Below are 18,386 nucleotides of genomic sequence, written 5' to 3'. Positions count from 1 at the left end.
ATATTCTATTTTTTATTTATAATAACACTTAAACAATATACGGACTTTTGAAAGTTTTATTCTTTAAACACGCAAATTGTCAAAGCATTTCTTAGTTTATAAATTTCAGATGTCAAAACATTACTCATGCCAGCATCAACGCTGAACACGACCAGAAGCGTCACCACCAGCAAGGTTTTCAACCTCCTCTGCTGACATCAAATTAAAGTCGCCCGGAATTGTATGTTTCAAGGCAGATGCTGCAACGGCGAACTCTAATGCCTTACCCTGATCTTCCGGATATGTCAGCAATCCATGTATAAGACCACCGGCAAAAGAATCACCACCACCAACACGATCAATAATAGGCATTATATCATAATGCTTACTCTGGTAAAATTCTTTTCCGTTATAAATCAATGCCTTCCAGCCATTATGGGTAGCAGATAAAGACTCACGAAGAGTTGAAACGACATACTTAAAGCCAAACTCTTCCATCATGCCCTTGAATATGCCATAATATCCTTCAGCATCTGTTTTTCCACCTTCAACATCTGCATCCGGCTTAAAGCCTAAACATAACTGTGCATCTTCCTCGTTACCTATACATACATCAACATACTTCATCAAAGGTTTCATTATACTCTGAGCCTTCTCTGATGTCCAAAGTTTTTTACGGAAATTAAGGTCCACACTAACAGTTACGCCATGACGTTTTGCAGCCTCACAAGCAAGACGTGTAAGTTCTGCAGCCTTGTCACTAATGGCCGGAGTAATTCCACTCCAATGGAACCACTGAGCTCCTTCCATTATCTTATCAAAGTCGAAATCTTCAGGATCAGCTTCAGCGATAGAACTGTGAGCACGGTCATATACAACCTTTGAAGGACGCATACTTGCACCTGTTTCAAGGAAATATATACCTAAACGATCACCACCACGCGCAATGAACTGTGTATTAACTCCGTATCTGCGTAATGCATTTAAGGCACACTGTCCTATTTCATGTTTAGGTAATTTCGTTACAAAATAAGCCTCATGACCATAATTCGCAGCACTAACAGCAACGTTTGCCTCGCCACCACCATACACAACATCAAAATTATCACATTGAACAAATCTCTTCTGACCGGGAGATGAAAGGCGAAGCATTATCTCGCCCAAGGTTACAACTTTAGCCATTTCTTTAATTTTTGAATGTTTATAGATTTATAATTTGTTTTTTCAGTTCACAAAATTAATATTTAAATTAAAACCAAACAAATAAAACAACAAAAAAATGTGTTTTTCACAAAAATCGCCTTTGTGTTTTCGCACGATTCAGTTTTTATTGCTATTTTTGCAGAAAATATTTCACTTTATCTTTGAAAGTGGATTTATATATGAGCGAAAAGATAAGAATTAAAGACATTGCCGAGAAATCAGGTGTATCAGTTGGAACCGTTGACAGAGTTTTACATAACCGTCCGAATGTATCCAAATCAGCAAGGGAAAAGGTTGAAGCTGTTTTAAAAAACATAAATTACCAACCGAATATGTATGCAAGTGCTCTTGCATACAACAAGTCATACACTTTTTATTGTATAATTCCTCAACATAAATCAGAAGCTTATTGGGAAGAAATTGAAGAGGGAGCAGCAAAAGCATGTGAAGCAAGACGTGATTTTCACATTGATGTGAAAATGATGTACTATAAAAGGTTTGACCCGTCTACTTTTATTAGGGAATACACCAAATGTCTAAATGCAAATCCAAATGGGGTAATTGTTGTGCCTAGCGATTTAGAAACGACGAAAGGTTTTACGGAAAAATTGCACGAACGCGGCATACCTTTTATATTATTAGACTCATATATGCCAGATTTAAAGCCACTTTCATTCTATGGGCAGGATTCTTTTTGTAGTGGATATTTTGCTGCAAAAATGCTCATGTTAATAGCATCAGGCGAAAAAGAAATAATGCTTATGAAACAGACTAAGAACGGAAAAGTCGAAAGTAAGCAACAAGATAACAGAGAAGTTGGTTTCAGGCATTATATGCAGGATCATTTTCCACAAACGAAGATTATTGAGCTAGATTTACCGTTGGATGAAGATGAAAACAATTATGACTCTATCTTAGAAAATTTCTTTACATCAAACCCGCATATACATCATTGCATCACTCTATGCTCAAAAGGTCATATTGTCGGTGAATTTTTATTAAAGACCAATAGACGTGACGTTCAAATAATGGGATATGATATGGTTGAAAAAAATGCGAAATGCTTACGATTAGGAACAATATCATTCCTCATCGCCCAACATGCCTTCATGCAGGGCTACAATTGTGTCGATACATTATTTAAGGCAATAGTGTTAAAAAAGAAGGTTGATCCGGTAAACTATATGCCAATAGAATTATTGTCTAAAGAGAACGTGGATTTCTATAGACGCACACAATTATAAACTTAATTTACACAACTATAAAACAAATCATTTTATGGAAAAAGTTTCATTCATTAAAATTAATCCGGCCGATTCTGTTGTAGTTTGTCTAAGGGACTATAAGCAGGGAGAAGAAATAAGCATCAATGGCAAAATTATAACCGTTTTGCAGGACACTCCTGTCGGCCATAAAATCCTTTTACAAGACACAAAGGCTGGTGAGAACATCATCAAATACGGCTATCCTATAGGACATGCCCAAAAAGATTTAAAGGCCGGTGAATGGATTAATGAGAACAATCTAAAAACGAATTTATCAGGTAAACTTGCTTATGAATATAATCCTGTAAATGAAATTCTTCCCATCGAAAACCAAAATCTAACATTCAATGGATATGTCAGAGCCAATGGTGAGGTTGGAATAAGAAATGAAGTATGGATTGTACCAACTGTAGGATGTGTAAATGGAATAGCAGAAAAATTAGCGACAAAGCTGGCTGAAGAAACAAAATTAGCCGGTATTGACGCCGTTCATGCCTGGCACCACAATTATGGATGTTCACAATTAAGTGAGGACCATGAAAACACCAGAAAAGTGTTACGCGACATTGTCCTTCATCCTAATGCCGGAGCTGTTCTGATATTAAGCTTGGGATGTGAGAACAACCAGCCTGACCATTTTGAAAAACTTTTAGGCGATTACGATAAAAGTCGTATAAAATTCCTTGTAGTACAAAAGGTTCAAGGAGATGAAGTTGAGGAAGGAATGAAAATTCTGCACTCATTATACGACATAGCAAGTAAAGATGTAAGGACAGAGTGTCCGTTAAGCAAGTTGCGTATAGGATTAAAATGTGGCGGAAGCGATGGATTAAGTGGTATAACAGCCAATCCGCTTGTTGGAGAATTTTCTGACTTTATTGTTGCACAAGGCGGAACATCTATACTTACAGAAGTGCCAGAAATGTTTGGTGCAGAAACAATTCTCATGAACAGATGTCAAAATGAAGACCTCTTTAATCAGACTGTAAAACTCGTTAATGACTTTAAAGAGTATTTCTTGAGCCATGGCGAACCTGTTGGTGAGAATCCTTCACCTGGAAACAAAGCCGGTGGAATATCTACATTAGAGGACAAAGCACTTGGATGTACTCAAAAATGTGGAAGAGCCCCTGTTAGTGGTGTATTAGGCTATGGCGACAGACTAAAAACTACCGGTCTTAATCTGTTGTCTGCACCAGGAAACGACCTTGTTGCTTCAACAGCATTAGCTGCTGCAGGCTGTCAGATTGTTTTATTTACGACAGGACGCGGCACGCCATTTGGTACATTTATTCCGACTATGAAAATATCAACCAATAGTGCACTATTTAACAACAAACCAAATTGGATTGACTTCAATGCAGGAGAATTGGTTGAAGGAACAGATATGAAATCCCTATTGGACAAGTTCATCAAAAAGATAATATCTGTTGCCAATGGTGAAAAAACATGCAATGAGAAAAACGGGTACAGAGAAATATCCATCTTCAAAAATGGTGTAACACTTTAAACATATTTTCAGGATGATGTAAACGCATCATCCTGAAAAATAAAAACGCTGCAAAAGCAGTTATAACCACAAAAGATATGCAAGTTGTAATAAGAAATTTCATTAAATTATTATCTACTGGGGCATTTCAGTCATATTGTACACTTGAAGAAATGTCTGAATATAAATGGAATCAACTATTATACATTGCTAAAATAAATGATGTTGAAGATTTTATCATATCTGGAATAATTTATTCAGATAACTCATCAAATAATATTATACCAACAAAGATCACGAACTCTATAAACGAAACTATTTATTCCAATACAACAAGAATCACACCAAAAGACGACCAATACAGACAGTCGACAAAAACAATAAATAAATTCTCTAATTCATATTTAAACAAGAAATTAAATCGAATTATTTATAATGAGATTCATAGTATCGATACATCTGTAGACTCTATAACATTCTTAAACAGAAGTATTGATAACATTAAAAATCTTTTATCCGCAAATTCATACATCAGAGACCTTGTAGAATATGGCATTTATTTAAGAAAATATGGTAATAAAATAGATTTCGTTAAAATAGACAATTGGATAAATACATTAAAGATGAATAAAATAATGAACTTAGTTGGTATATACCTCATTAAGTTCTTCAACTTCGATACAAGCGAAATCCCATTCTATAATAACCAAAATAAAATCAAAACGGGAGAAATAAAATTACCGCTAAACCTTAAAGCAAAATCGGAGGACAAGATGAATGAGACTCAAAAAGAAATTAATAACTTGATTTGTAATATCCCAAAGCCTAATACCGGTATGTTCAAGTATTTTTCATTCTTTCCACTTGAGACAACAAGCATCTTTTTCTCTAATATTTTTTAACAGTCTTTCAAATATTGAGGAATAACTAAAATTTTATAATTTTCTTTGTTGTACCAACGATTAAGTGTATCTTTGCCAAAAATAAGGAATCATACAATGAAACAATACATTTTTATTATTATCAGCCTATTTACTCTAACACAATATATATCTGCACAAGATTACAACACCTACGTTCAATGTGAAGACACATGCAGACATATTCACGGAATAGATCTCAGCCATTATCAAGGAGACGTTTTCTGGGAAACAATTGGTGAAAATAGTAAAATGGCCTATGTTTATTTAAAAGCGACAGAAGGCGGTACACATATAGACAAAACATACGAAAGAAATATCGAATTAGCACACAGATATGGTTTAAAAGTTGGCTCATACCATTTTTTTCGGCCTAAAACTGATTTAGTTAAGCAACTCGAAAATTTTAAATCACAATGCCGTCCTGGAGACCAGGACCTGATACCTATGATAGACATAGAGACAACAGGGGGGCTTAAGACTGACGAATTTTGTGATTCATTATTTAAATTCATCGATTTAGTTGAGAAGGCCTATCGCCAAAAGCCTTTATTGTATACATATACAAATTTCTACAACAAACATCTCCAAGGCAAAATTGACAATTATTGTCTTATGATTGCCCAATATTCTGATGAGGAACCAAAACTTGCAGACGGAAGAGATTATACTCTTTGGCAATATACTGCAAAAGGACGCATAAATGGTATCAACACATATGTTGACAAGAGCAGATTTATGGGACGTCATAGCATGAGAGAAATACGGTTTAGACATTTCTAATAAAATAACATATAAAATAAAAATATAAAAATGGCAATTATTAAATGTCCTGAATGTGGTCATCAAACTAGTGACAAGGCTCCTGTATGCCCCAATTGTGGAGTAGAAATCGCAGGAAAAATAATAAAATGTCCTTATTGTGGAGAAATTTATTTAATAAGTGAGATTGTCTGCCCACATTGTCACAAATCACCTTCCAATGGCAATAATCCTATTGAGAATGACAATCAAAGCCTTGTTGAGCAAAACTCAACAAATGTAGAAAGGAATAGCTATCTGACGTCAGACAATGGTATAATCGTTCCTACAAAAGACGAGTCAAGCAATAGTTTGAATACAACGCCTCAAGAACAATATACGACTCCCAACGACAACACTCCTAAAGCAAGAAAAAATAACAGGACAACACTGATTGTTTCGTTAATAATAGCAGTGTTGGCATTAGGTGTATGCTTCTATTTCTACAACAGGGCGCAAAGTGAAAAGGAAATGGAAGAATATAATTTTGCCTTAAGCAGTGAGGATCCAACAATTTTACAAGAATATTTAAATAACTTTAAAGATGCTCCACAAGAGCATATTGATTCAATTAAAGCACATTTGCAAAGACTTGAGCAATTAGATCAGGATTGGACAAATGCCATTGTAAGCGGCAGTAAATCAGCGCTGATGGATTACTTAAGCAAACATCCTGATAGTCCACACAAACAAGAAGCAATGGACAAAATTGATTCTATTGATTGGGCACAATGCCTAAAATTAAATACCTCTGAGGCATATCAGATGTACATGGCAGACCATTCTGATGGCAACCATTATGAAGAGGCACAAATTGCTTTGAAAAAGATTAAAGCAAATACTGTAAGCATGGAAGAAAGACAAGCAATAAGTAATCTCTTCCATAACTTTTTCGTAAGCATTAACGAGCGCGATGAAGTTAATCTCGTTTCAAACATAAATGATAACATCAACTTTTTAGGTAAGCAAAATGCTACAAAACAGGATATTATTTATTTCATGAACAGATTGTATAAACAAGATGTTCAGAATATGGTTTGGAGTATCTCCGGTGACTACAACATACAAAAGAAAGAGATTGGTGACGAACAATATGAATATATTGTAAATTTCATGGCAAATCAGAAAGTTGAGAAAGTTGATGAGCCAAGCGCAAACTATAAGTATAAAATTAATGCAAGAATTAATCCTGACGGTAAAATGACAGAAATGTCTATGACAAGGATAAATGAATAATAATATGTTAAGATTAGTCGCCATAAGTTTCTTTACTATATGCCTTAATACACTATTGATGGGCCAGGAAAAGACTATAAAACTCCGAATTATACAGACTAGTGATGTTCATGGATGTTTCTTTCCCTATGACTTCATTGAGCGTAAACCAGCAAAAGGTTCTTTAGCACGTGTTTCAACATACATAAAGGACCTCAGAAAAACTTATGGTGCTAATCTTATATTGATGGACAATGGTGACATTTTACAAGGTCAACCTACATGCTATTACTGTAATTATGTAAAGCCTGAACTTCCCAATGTAGCTGCATCGGTCATAAATTATATGGGCTATGATGTCCAAACTATCGGAAATCATGACATTGAAACCGGTCATAATGTATATGACAAATGGATAAAAGAGGTAAAGTGTCCAATGCTTGCTGCAAATATAATATCAAAAGATACGGAAAAGCCATATCTTAAGCCTTACCATATAATAAATCGTGACGGCATAAAGATTGCTATTATTGGCATGATAACTCCTGCAATTCCCAACTGGCTTAACGAAAAACTTTGGGAAGGCATGTCTTTTCAAGAGATGAAAGAATGTGCTTTATATTGGACTACCTATTTGAAGAAGCAGGAAAACCCTGATATAATAATAGGCCTTTTCCATTCTGGAGCCGAAGGAGGAATAATTACAGATGAATATGAAGAAGACGCCTCCTTAAGAATTGCCAAAGAAGTACCTGGTTTCGATTTGATTTTATATGGGCATGATCATAAGAAACACATTGAAACAATCAAAAATAAAGACGGACATGATGTTCTTTGCATGGATCCTTCATCTAATGCATACTTCATATGCGATGCTGAAATAGACGTAACAATAAACAACGGGCAAATAATAAATAAACAGATAAAAGGAAGTCTGAAAGATGTAAGAAATCTGCCTGTTGATACTGCATTCATGGAGTATTTCAAGGACGAAATAGACAGCATAAACAACTATGTCAATAAGAAAATAGGCACTTTCAAAAATTCAATATACACACGTGACTCATATTTCGGAAGCAGCGCATTTTGTGATTTTATCCAAAACGTTCAGCTTAAAGTAACAAATGCCGATGTATCATTCAATGCTCCATTGTCATTTGATGCCTGTATAAAAGCTGGTGACGTATTTGTCGGAGATTTATTTAACCTCTATAAATATGAGAACCAGATATATACGATAAAAATGACTGGCAAGGAAATAAAGAATTACCTTGAAATGAGTTATGGCCTATGGACAAATACAATGGTATCGAAAGATGACCATATAATGCTGCTGAATATTGATAGCGTCAACGGAATAAAAAAATATACATTTAAAAATCTTGCCTTCAATTTTGACAGTGCAGCAGGAATTGACTATGAAGTAGATGTAACAAAACCTTATGGAAATAAGATACATATATTGCAGATGTCAAATGGCGAATCTTTTATAATGGACAAATGGTATAACGTAGCAATGAACAGCTATAGAGGCAATGGCGGAGGTGAACTTTTAACACGTGGTGCCGGGATACCAAAAAATTCCATCAAAGGCAGAATTATATATGAAAGCGAACATGATCAAAGGTACTACATCATGAAAGAAATAGAAGATGCTAAAATTGTTAATCCTAAACCAAACGACAACTGGAAATTCGTACCATCATCACTAGCAATACCGGCAATAAGACGCGATAAAGACCTGCTTTTTGGCAATAGATAATCAATTAATTGCCATATTATAATTTATAAACTATGAAGAAGTATTGGTTTGTTTTTAATAACACAGATTTATTACTTGAAAAGAATTCAGACGGTAGTTATACGATTCCTTTTCAGGAGTATCCTCCTACTGAAATTGGAAAAGATACAACCATCCATGATATAACTCCACTGGAATCTTACGAAGTAAAAACTTATCGAATAGACGGCCCTATTATCAACGATAAGTTTGAAATGTGTAATTTAAGGGCATCATATCATAAACTGCCCCAACCACTATATCTCAAAGCAGGCAAATGTGAAGAAATACTTTATTGGGATTCAAATACAAAATTCTGTGGCGTATGTGGCGGACACATGAAACTCAATACTGATATTTCTAAGAAATGTGAGAAATGCGGAAAAGAAATATGGCCACAACTTGCAACAGCGATAATAGTATTAATACACAAAAATGATCAGGTATTACTTGTTCATGCAAACAACTTTAAAGGTAATTATTATGGTCTAGTTGCCGGATTCGTTGAAACAGGCGAAACACTTGAGCAAGCTGTCGTAAGAGAAGTAACGGAAGAAACGAGTTTAAAAATCAAAAACCTTAAATATTTCGGATCTCAGCCATGGCCATACCCTTGTGGCCTAATGATTGGCTTTTATGCAGAATACGAAAGTGGTGAAATAAAATTACAACGTTCAGAACTGGGTGCAGGTGGCTGGTTCACCATGGACAATCTTCCACCAATACCGGAAAAATTGTCTATTGCAAGAAAACTTATTGATAATTGGATTGAAAATCATGATAAAATTTAACGCAGACAAAATAATTTTCAATTTATATCCTGATATATAAAAATATCAGTCGTGCCAAATCAGCAAATTTAGATTATATGTATAGGGCAAAATATAGAGTAACAAAGATGTACCACCCTATCTACTATCAGGATCAGAGAGCATCCATCTACTTATAGAATGAAATATAAGTACCTGATACAATCAGAATTTAAATGCCCTGTCATTGTTCTCATGTTTTATCAACAAGGTATTTTGATACCTAATAACACACGAAAATTGCCTTATCTGCTCTGCATTTAGTTCATAATTTTATTCTTAATTGTAATTCTAGGTCAGTGGCAGAAGAACGATTAATCTGCTGATAACTGCTGCCAATGATTTCTCTGTCAAAATATTTTGTCGCTCCTACTTTAGCAAACAATGTGACCTGTTTCAAAATATCATAACTGGCAAAAAAGGAACCTCGAATACCATGCCCATAAAATGACGGGAAATAGTATGAATAGAGCATACCCTTTTCATAAGAATACACACGGCTGTCATAACTGTCTGTATTAAAATAAGAAAAAGAAACATTTATGTTTAACCGTTTTTTTAATATGTAATTGGCATTCTGCGTTATCATCCATCCAAAACTATTTTCTTTGTATGAAGAAAAAGCAAGATCAGCCTGCGTCTTAGCTTTCCAGGCTCCAAAACTATACGCAGCAGAAAAACGTGCTCTATGATCAATTTTATTGATTAAATCCGTTTTATCTTTATTGTCTTTCTCACGTATTTTAAGCCGATAACGTGCTGAAAATATCCATCTAGGCATAACATATGTCAGTTGCAACGTATTATCTAAAGAACATGAACTTTTTGAAGCCTGATACTTAGGCCATGCAAAATAAGCATAATCGATATATGCAATTATGTTTAACGCCTGTGACGGCCGCCATGTCATTCCCAAATATATACCACTTTCATTCTGCACAGCCCCACCCTCATTAAAACTTTCAGCAAACAACGAATAATATTTGTATGAATAAAAACGCTGAAGAGCCAACATGGTCAAACGATCTGTTATGCTATAGCTTAAAGAATTAATCGTAGCAACAGCTTTACAGCCACCAGTTGCAGTCTCTCCACTGAATGACAGGCGGCTACCAGTATAACCATAATTTACACCTACATTATAAAATTCTTTACCATGAGCATAATATCTGCGATAAACCGAAGTAGTTTTAGGCACAAGCTCTTTATCTAAAGATGTGTATGCAGCAGTTGCCCCTACATAAAATCCTCCAAAACGATAATCTACATTACCGCCCAAAAGCAAATGTGAAGAATTATTTTTCTTATCCAATTCCGTCTTGGTTCGATGGTAACCAGAATTTAGTATTGTAGAAATTGTACCGTCACCTTTATTCAAAGTAGCATCAAACTTGCGATAAGAAACAAATAAACTTAAATCTAACCCTTTGGCTAAAGTAAATGTACCTGCAGCCCCTTGAAGATAGTTTCCGTCAGAAGTTGAAGAGTGAGCCCTTATATTGCTTCCACCTCTTCCCATGGATGATAGCGTTGACAACTTGCCAAAACTAAAGTTATTATTCATAACAAGCCCCATTCCGAAACGCAGCCTGTACCTGCCTAACGCCAAAGTTTTTATACGCCCCATTTTCTTCAAGACAAGATAAAATGAATAAAAATCATATCCCATACTATTTCGGCCTGCAAAAAACGGCTCTCCGGCATCTTGAGATCCAAGGAAGCCTAATCGTAGATAATCTCCATAATCGAAGTCATACCTTACACTATGTTTATATTTATAGCCCTGATATCCATTTATATCACCTTTTCTGTCATAAAAAGGTATTTTTATGGTTCCGACAACCTCATGTTTACCATATTTTACGATGTTTTTAAAAGACGGAAAGCCCTTTTTATGCGTATCTCCAGCATAAGTAAAATAAAAAAGAAGCCTACGCTTATAATATGACAAATCTTTTATCATTACGAGTTCACCCAAAGATTTCATTGGTCCATAACGATAAATATACTCACTGATATTCTCTACATCCTTTGCAGTCAAAAAAGGAAACTGCTCCAGATCCTCTCTAGATGCTGTATTAATATTTATTGGATTTTCTTCCAGATCACACAAAAGTTCAAATGAAGACTCCCACGATGAAGACTCTATATCCTCAAGTTCACTTAACTGGTACAAAAACTGTTCCCATTCATGTGTCTGCTCTGCGTCGATATGCAATGATATGCAAAACAAAAATATAAATATAATTAGTTTTTTCATCAGAAGATTTAAAGTAATTAGTCTGAAAGTTAAATCTATGTGTTCTGTAAAAGCAATATATGATATTTACAAAGTTACACATTTTTTACGAAAACGAAACGAATCATACTAATTTAATATGAATAATTTATCTAAACTGTTTCCACGTATATTATTATTTTTACTAATTTTTGCAAAAGATTCTGCATAATTTGCTCATAAATTAAAACAAGAAATAACCAAAAGATTATATTCAAAATAAACAAATAAATATGATAGACGAATTTCTAGCTTATAACAAACAGTTCGTTACAGAAAAGGCTTATGAACCATATGTAACCACCAAATATCCAGATAAGAAAGTTGCAATTGTATCGTGTATGGATACAAGACTTACACAATTACTTATGGCATCCTTAGGAATAAAGAACGGGGATGTAAAGATGATAAAAAATGCAGGAGGCATCATTCAGTCACCATTCGACAGCACCATACGCAGCTTACTCGTAGGAGTATATGAACTGGGAGTCAAAGAAATTATGATTATAGGACACACTGACTGCGGAGCACAGCATCTAGATCCAGACGAAATGATCAGACTAATGCTGGAAAGAGGTGTTTCACAAGAACACATAGACATGATGAAATATTGCGGAATTGACTTCAGATCATGGCTTAATGGATTTAACAATTCAGAAGAAGCTGTCAGAAAGTCTGTAGAAATTGTTGCCAAACATCCTCTTATGCCCAAAGACATTATTGTACGCGGATTTATTATAGATTCATATACAGGCAAACTTTCTGAGGTTATATGCTAAACAGAAACCTCAGACAAAATAATTAAGAGCAACTATTATTTACTCGGATCAATCAAAAGAATTATTAGCAGAGCATAAGATACATCCTTTCAAAGCACAAAAGGACATCTTTTACGTTTCAATATATGTCATATTGCAGCATAAAAGCATACAAACAAGCAACTAACTGAATATCAATACGTTATACAACGGTCATATAATTCAGTTGTTTTTACCCTAAAACTCAATGATTTTTATGGTAAAAATAACTGAATTAGTTCATCAAAATCAATTACTTCATAACTTTCAACCAATAAACATTGATTAATAAAAATTAAATCAATAAACATACATCATTATAAAATAAATTTATCTGACACAATAGAATAAAATAACCATACATCAAAAATGTCAAGGCACCATTTATGACCTATTAAGAACAACAATTATGAGGTAACTAGACTTTAACGTTTAGCATCTCTAAAAAACAGTAAAAATAATACTTGACATAATTTATCCATTGACCAGCCGTAAAATACTATCAAAAATAAGACAAAATTATAACCTTCAGAATAAAACAATAAATACAGGATTTATATTCACTTCCTGATATATACAACACACAAGCTGCATTATAACCTTAAATTTCATTAGAACAAACACATTTAAGGATAAAAAGTATAGATTGCACTAGATATGCATTTTTTTAATAAAACAGGTTGGAAGCTTGCAAAATAGCCAAATTATAAAAAAGAACAATCCCGACTGAATTATCTTCAGTCGGGACTGCCAAATTATTTAATAAACCGTCTTTATATTCAAAGCCAATTAGAAGAACAAGTAACGGTTATCCTTAACATTTGCATTTATGTAAAGTTCTTGCATGAAGTTACCCGCATACTGCATCATCTTCTGACGCTGACGCTGCTCATATTCTTTTGCATTAAACTTAACAGGACGCATTTTCTTTTCCAAAACCTGGAACAGATATACTCCACCGTTACCCTTAACTGCAGCAGAACTGAACTTACCCTTCGCTGTTGCAGCTACTGCACCACTAAGTGCGGGCTCGCTCATACCTGTAGACTGAACAAAGACAGGTGCAGCAAATGTTACCTGATTAACTGCAGAAACCTGAGCACCTTTTGCCTTAGCTGCAGAGATGCTGTTCACACCTTTAACTTTAGCCATAAGCATTTCAGCCTTCTTATCACGCAATACTTCCTGCTTTACATAATTCTTTACATTTTCATCATCAAGTGAACGGTATCCCTTCTTGTTAATCTTGGTCATAACCAAAACAAGCAGATGGTCATTATCACCACACTCATAAAGCTGTGATACCTTGTTCTCGTCTGTCTCGAATATCCACTTAAGAGCTTCACGAGTTCCATGTATACCAGCTACGTAATGCTCTGAATTGCGTATATCCATGCGTTCCTGAACTTTGTAACCATACTTAGAAGCATTCTTCTGCATAGCCTCCAAAGTCTGACTCTCACTGACGAACTGGCTAAACTTATTAAATGCAGCTGAATATGTATTCTTTGAGAACTCAATCGGTTTCTTAATCACAGCAGCTACATACTTATCTGTCATAGCCTTACGGTCTGTAATCTGCAGAATCAAATTACCTTGTGTAAGTTTTAAGTTCTTTATTTCATTAACGGGCAATGTATTCAAAGACTCAATATAAGACTTTGTATCAGCGTCCATTGAAGTTGCATTCTGATACTGATTAGATGTTATCCAATTCTTCTCGCCTGTCTGACCATATTTCTTTGCAATAGCTTCAAACTCAGCTCCACTCTTGAGTGCTGTAAATATACTGTCTGCAGTTTTTGCAGCATCAGCAGGTGTTGCGCCACCAACCTGAATTGCACGGAACTGAACAGAATCAGGCAATTGAACTTTTGATATAAGTTTTACTACATTTATGGTATTATCCAACTTATTTTCTACAGGTGCAGAAGTTGAACCTACAGCCATAGAATCAAGACGTGCTGCTATATCTGTCGGGAATGCAGCTTTTGTCTGAGGAATACCTAAATATGTAACCAAAGAACCGCTATTTCTTACTATTTCAACCGGATCAGCTGTTTCCTTCAATGACTGCACATATCCGGCAACAGTCTTATTCAAAGCTGCACGGTCTGATGCAGAAGGCAAAACCTGATAATCAACATATTTGATTGAACGTGTTTCTTCATATTGTTTGAAACGAGGCTTGAGTTCTTCATACTTAGCCTTCAAGTCTGCATCAGAAATCTTTACCTTGTTGTCATTTATAGAAGAATAGGCGAATGATGCCAACTGGATATTGCTTTCTTGATTTTCATCTGTATACGCCATTTTAGCAGATACAGGATTAGAAATCAAACATCCGGCCAACAATGACTGATATTTCTGAGCCAATACCTGCTGACGCAAAGATTTCTCTATAAATGTCCAAAAATTATATATACCCTGATACTGCTCTGCCATCTGCGGATTTGTTGTTTGAGCCTGCTTGTATTCAGCCAAGAACTTCTTCAACAAATTAGCATCAAAACGTCCTGTTTGCTGGTTTACGAAAGGAGTCTGAAGAAGCATCGGGTTTGTTCCAGCGTTAAGTATGTTCTGCAGTTCCTTGTCTGTAACCTGCAATCCCAACTTAGATGCTTCCTTGCTGATGATTTCAGTTTGAACAAAAGTATTCCAAACCACATCCTTTACTTGATTAAGATCGTCATCAGTAAGATTGTCGCGACCTTGAGTCATTTTAATAACGTTAGTGTACTCGTCAACTAGCTTCTGAAAATCTTGCACATTGACTTTGTCACCTAAAACTTCGCCTACTTGTTGACGGCTCTCGTTTCGTGATGACTCACAAGAGCGGAACAACTCTTCAGCAATAAATGCAAAAAGGGCGAATCCTAATATACTGATGAGGATAACGCCTTTGCTTCTGATTTTTCCTAATGCTGCCATTATTATAAATATTTATTTTTTATTATTCCCTCAAATTAGTATTTTGAACATTTTAGCGCACAAAATTACAAAAAAGAAAATAAAAACAATTATTTTTCTCTTAAAAAGTTCATTGTTAAGGCTTTTCATACTGTAATTCATGCGGTATTAGCTCATTTAATCGGTATAACCTACAATCGTATCAAATTTACGGAACGCTTAAAATTAGTTTTATTTAACATTAAATTTCTTTATGCACTGTTTTGGCCGAAGGAGTTGTAGGCAATCGTTTCTTTGCCTTAACAGTATCCGGCGCTGTTAAGATAGTATCATTATCTGTATTTTCGCCAAATTTACCTTTGACGAAAGATCCCTTTGTATTAGATATTGTATAATGTCTTAAATGCTCATCACTCAAGAAATAAGTGCCCTGCATCTCTCGGTCTGGAGTAATAAGATGAGAAAATTTATGACTATACAGCTCATGGCTGTTCTGATCCCAAAACAGTTCCTCACTTGAAAAGCGCATGCCATCAACTGTTCTTACGCGAACACGCCCCCTCAGCTCCCAAATCTTTGACTGGTCATAATAATATGCGGTATCGCTTTGAATATAGGCTTCAACATGGAACTTCTCATCAAACTGCTCCAAGAAAAGACCTTTATCAAAAATCCATCTAGATGGTTTTTTCTCTTGATTTACCTCCCAACGTTCAGCAACAATACGGTATTTAATTAAGCCTGAATCTGAAACCAATGTATTAACACCATAGGAAATCATTACGGCAACAGAATCACGAGGATTTATTGCTGGCGCAATGTGTTCTTTTCCCTCCTGACAAGAAAGGAAAAGAAACACAAACACTATGAATATATAAGATTTCAATATCTGCTTAAATAAAAACATTAATCAACTTTCCACTTCATGAACCAACGTTCGTTAAACGTTATTCCTATATTAATACGAAAAGTATTCTCTGTCAACAGACCATCTGCTGATGAATGAACCCATTGTCCGGAAACATTAAGAATAGACCTGTTATTATAGCTATTGATAATTGGAATACCGAATCCTGCACTTACGCTTATTTCCTTAGGTCCATCCTGACCGTTCACTTTATAATAAGGTGTTGAATATGAGACGCCTGCTCTAAAACGGACTCTATCAATAAAATCACGACTCATTTCATTATTACAGAATTCTCCTCCTACAGTAACTTTATATCTGTCTTTATAATAATTGTCAACTAATTCATAAGACGGAACATCATTAACGACATTGTATACCGGATACTTTACTCCACCCCACTTTTGAAGAGTGAAATCAGAACCAAGTTTCAACTTATTCTTATAATTCCACATAAAACCGGCACCGAATGACATCGGAATTTCCAAACCATTATCCACTCTAAACGATGTAGTATCTGCGACAGAAGTCGATGAGTTTGTTGAAATAATCAGACATTCCGGATCTGAATTCAACTTATGGCCAAGTCCATAAGTCAAACCCAACGTCAATGAATTATTCTTATTCAAATTAACTGAATATTGGAGTCCAAAATCCAACTTATAACTATTTACAGTTGCCGTATAATATTTTGACAAAGTATTCACCCAACTGTCACTATAGCTGTTAACAACAGAGCGGTTTAAGTCACCCCAAATATATGAGACATTAGCACCAATTGACAATCCTTTTAGGAATTCCCAACCAGCTCCAAAATACACTTGATGGATACCGCCACTGCCTGAATAAGTATTTGTATAAGTGGTACTTCTGTCACCATCAAGATAATCAGTAACAGAATAATTATATCCTATATTAGTGAACGGTATTAATCCAAAACTCACACCAACATGCTTAAATGCCCTAAATCCGGCAACAGCATACTCAAAATCAGCATTATTAGCATTGACTTTAGTTCCATTCTCACTGAAATTTGTTATCTGACCAGACATGCCTGCATCAAAAATAAATGTCAGCGAGTCCATTGAAGAATATGACGCCGGATTTATATAATTAACTTGATTATGCTCTCTAAATCCCAAACCCAATCCGTTCATTCCTCGATTAAAACCGCTAGTCTGCTCACTTAACTGTCCTAATCCATACTGGCTATAAGGAGAATTAGTTCCACTTTGAGCGAATGTCGGAATTACACAAAGCGACAATAATGTTGCGCTTAACGCCGTTCTATACAATTTCATTGTTATATTCTAATATTCTGTTAAGTCCAATGGGGACAATAAAATCATTTGCAAAGATGGGCATTTTTTCTGAAAAATGCAAATTCAAATGAACGCCACCAGTTAAATAAACAAAAAGATCCGGATATTTTTCTAAAAAGGCTCTTACGTAACCTTCTATTTCATATTTAATACCTTGAACGACACCACTTCTTATCGCATATTCCGTAGTGTCACCCAGCATCTTCACGCAACCTTTTCGCTCAATTAACGGCAATTTTGCCGTATGTTCATGAAGTGCATAAAAACGCATTGTAGGTCCCAAGGAAATATTACCGCCCTCATAAACGCCTTCAGCCGTAACAAAATCAAATGTTATACACGTGCCGACATCTATGACGAGGACATTGCAATCAGGTCGCAAATAATTAGCACCGACAACTGCGGCCAAACGATCCGCACCTAACGTTGAAGGAGTAGCATAGCGATTAACAATTGGAACAGGAGTTTCACCGCTTATTAATTTGATTACAGGAAACGGCAAATTTTCAAATGCCGACACCAAATCGTCATCAAGACTCGCTACTGTAGAATATATACCTTTATTAAAATGGTATTTATTACAAAAATCAGTCAGTCTATATATTGCATCGCTTTTATCAACACGAACACATTCAATGATATGTCCATCATTGAAGCATGCGAATTTCACACACGTGTTTCCTATATCTATAATCAGATTCACTTGACTGT

The 18,386-nt window shown here is 35.2% G+C and carries 14 protein-coding genes; 8 read left to right on the top strand and 6 right to left on the bottom strand.

What is annotated here, in order from left to right; all coding sequences use genetic code 11:
• Positions 1 to 135 precede the first annotated feature (135 nt).
• Positions 136 to 1,161, bottom strand: a complete 1,026-nt coding sequence (locus ACU52_RS05445) for a sugar kinase (RefSeq protein WP_021854908.1) — start codon at positions 1,159 to 1,161, stop codon at positions 136 to 138.
• Between the two features lie 200 nt (positions 1,162 to 1,361).
• Between ACU52_RS05445 and ACU52_RS05440 the strand changes: the two genes are divergently transcribed.
• From ACU52_RS05440 to nudC, 7 genes are all read left to right on the top strand, one after another.
• Positions 1,362 to 2,426, top strand: a complete 1,065-nt coding sequence (locus tag ACU52_RS05440; protein WP_021854910.1) for a LacI family DNA-binding transcriptional regulator — start codon at positions 1,362 to 1,364, stop codon at positions 2,424 to 2,426.
• Positions 2,427 to 2,460: 34 nt separating this feature from the next.
• Positions 2,461 to 3,957 (top strand): UxaA family hydrolase, encoded by a 1,497-nt coding sequence (locus ACU52_RS05435; RefSeq protein ID WP_053398043.1) that lies wholly within the window; start codon positions 2,461 to 2,463, stop codon positions 3,955 to 3,957.
• Positions 3,958 to 4,034: 77 nt separating this feature from the next.
• Positions 4,035 to 4,838: a hypothetical protein gene (locus ACU52_RS05430; RefSeq protein ID WP_053398042.1), complete on the top strand. Its 804-nt coding sequence runs from the start codon at positions 4,035 to 4,037 to the stop codon at positions 4,836 to 4,838.
• A 96-nt stretch (positions 4,839 to 4,934) separates the two neighbouring features.
• Positions 4,935 to 5,639 (top strand): glycoside hydrolase family 25 protein, encoded by a 705-nt coding sequence (locus tag ACU52_RS05425; RefSeq protein WP_021854913.1) that lies wholly within the window; start codon positions 4,935 to 4,937, stop codon positions 5,637 to 5,639.
• 30 nt (positions 5,640 to 5,669) lie between these two features.
• A complete protein-coding gene (locus ACU52_RS05420; protein WP_053398041.1) occupies positions 5,670 to 6,893 on the top strand; it encodes a zinc ribbon domain-containing protein in 1,224 nt (407 codons plus the stop codon).
• 4 nt (positions 6,894 to 6,897) lie between these two features.
• Positions 6,898 to 8,634 (top strand): bifunctional metallophosphatase/5'-nucleotidase, encoded by a 1,737-nt coding sequence (locus ACU52_RS05415; RefSeq protein ID WP_053398066.1) that lies wholly within the window; start codon positions 6,898 to 6,900, stop codon positions 8,632 to 8,634.
• 32 nt (positions 8,635 to 8,666) lie between these two features.
• Entirely contained in the window at positions 8,667 to 9,443 is a 777-nt protein-coding gene (nudC, locus tag ACU52_RS05410; protein WP_053398040.1) for an NAD(+) diphosphatase, read from the top strand.
• A 283-nt stretch (positions 9,444 to 9,726) separates the two neighbouring features.
• On the opposite strand, the gene ACU52_RS05405 is transcribed toward nudC, so the two are convergent.
• On the bottom strand, positions 9,727 to 11,721 hold the full coding sequence (locus ACU52_RS05405; RefSeq protein ID WP_053398039.1) for a helix-hairpin-helix domain-containing protein: 1,995 nt from the start codon (positions 11,719 to 11,721) through the stop codon (positions 9,727 to 9,729).
• Positions 11,722 to 11,972: 251 nt separating this feature from the next.
• Here ACU52_RS05405 and ACU52_RS05400 point away from each other — a divergent pair, with 251 nt between their 5' ends.
• Positions 11,973 to 12,518, top strand: coding sequence for a beta-class carbonic anhydrase (locus tag ACU52_RS05400; protein ID WP_053398038.1), 546 nt, complete (start codon positions 11,973 to 11,975; stop codon positions 12,516 to 12,518).
• A gap of 807 nt (positions 12,519 to 13,325) precedes the next feature.
• Here ACU52_RS05400 and ACU52_RS05395 read toward each other — a convergent pair.
• From ACU52_RS05395 to ACU52_RS05380, 4 genes are all read right to left on the bottom strand, one after another.
• On the bottom strand, positions 13,326 to 15,467 hold the full coding sequence (locus ACU52_RS05395; protein WP_053398037.1) for a peptidylprolyl isomerase: 2,142 nt from the start codon (positions 15,465 to 15,467) through the stop codon (positions 13,326 to 13,328).
• A gap of 220 nt (positions 15,468 to 15,687) precedes the next feature.
• Positions 15,688 to 16,353, bottom strand: coding sequence for an LPS export ABC transporter periplasmic protein LptC (gene lptC, locus ACU52_RS05390; RefSeq protein ID WP_053398036.1), 666 nt, complete (start codon positions 16,351 to 16,353; stop codon positions 15,688 to 15,690).
• Complete coding sequence (locus ACU52_RS05385) at positions 16,353 to 17,654, bottom strand: BamG family beta-barrel-assembly machinery protein (protein WP_021854924.1); 1,302 nt, start codon at positions 17,652 to 17,654, stop codon at positions 16,353 to 16,355. Before ACU52_RS05385 ends, lptC begins: the two co-directional genes overlap by 1 nt.
• Positions 17,641 to 18,378: a type III pantothenate kinase gene (locus tag ACU52_RS05380; RefSeq protein WP_053398035.1), complete on the bottom strand. Its 738-nt coding sequence runs from the start codon at positions 18,376 to 18,378 to the stop codon at positions 17,641 to 17,643. Before ACU52_RS05380 ends, ACU52_RS05385 begins: the two co-directional genes overlap by 14 nt.
• Positions 18,379 to 18,386: the final 8 nt, after the last annotated feature.

Source organism: Xylanibacter rarus, from assembly GCF_001275135.1.
Taxonomy (GTDB): Bacteria; Bacteroidota; Bacteroidia; order Bacteroidales; family Bacteroidaceae; genus Prevotella; species Prevotella rara.
The sequence above is the reverse complement of the archived record's forward strand: the minus strand, read 5'-3'. Positions and strand labels throughout refer to the sequence as shown.

Excerpts from the sequence above, each read along its gene's own strand:
- ACU52_RS05395 (WP_053398037.1), bottom strand. The coding sequence starts at position 15,467 with ATGGCAGCATTAGGAAAAATCAGAAGCAAAGGCGTTATCCTCATCAGT.
- ACU52_RS05430 (WP_053398042.1), top strand. The coding sequence starts at position 4,035 with ATGCAAGTTGTAATAAGAAATTTCATTAAATTATTATCTACTGGGGCA.
- ACU52_RS05445 (WP_021854908.1), bottom strand. The coding sequence starts at position 1,161 with ATGGCTAAAGTTGTAACCTTGGGCGAGATAATGCTTCGCCTTTCATCT.
- ACU52_RS05440 (WP_021854910.1), top strand. The coding sequence starts at position 1,362 with ATGAGCGAAAAGATAAGAATTAAAGACATTGCCGAGAAATCAGGTGTA.
- ACU52_RS05420 (WP_053398041.1), top strand. The coding sequence starts at position 5,670 with ATGGCAATTATTAAATGTCCTGAATGTGGTCATCAAACTAGTGACAAG.
- ACU52_RS05435 (WP_053398043.1), top strand. The coding sequence starts at position 2,461 with ATGGAAAAAGTTTCATTCATTAAAATTAATCCGGCCGATTCTGTTGTA.
- ACU52_RS05415 (WP_053398066.1), top strand. The coding sequence starts at position 6,898 with ATGTTAAGATTAGTCGCCATAAGTTTCTTTACTATATGCCTTAATACA.
- ACU52_RS05405 (WP_053398039.1), bottom strand. The coding sequence starts at position 11,721 with ATGAAAAAACTAATTATATTTATATTTTTGTTTTGCATATCATTGCAT.
- nudC (WP_053398040.1), top strand. The coding sequence starts at position 8,667 with ATGAAGAAGTATTGGTTTGTTTTTAATAACACAGATTTATTACTTGAA.
- ACU52_RS05400 (WP_053398038.1), top strand. The coding sequence starts at position 11,973 with ATGATAGACGAATTTCTAGCTTATAACAAACAGTTCGTTACAGAAAAG.
- ACU52_RS05425 (WP_021854913.1), top strand. The coding sequence starts at position 4,935 with ATGAAACAATACATTTTTATTATTATCAGCCTATTTACTCTAACACAA.
- ACU52_RS05385 (WP_021854924.1), bottom strand. The coding sequence starts at position 17,654 with ATGAAATTGTATAGAACGGCGTTAAGCGCAACATTATTGTCGCTTTGT.
- lptC (WP_053398036.1), bottom strand. The coding sequence starts at position 16,353 with ATGTTTTTATTTAAGCAGATATTGAAATCTTATATATTCATAGTGTTT.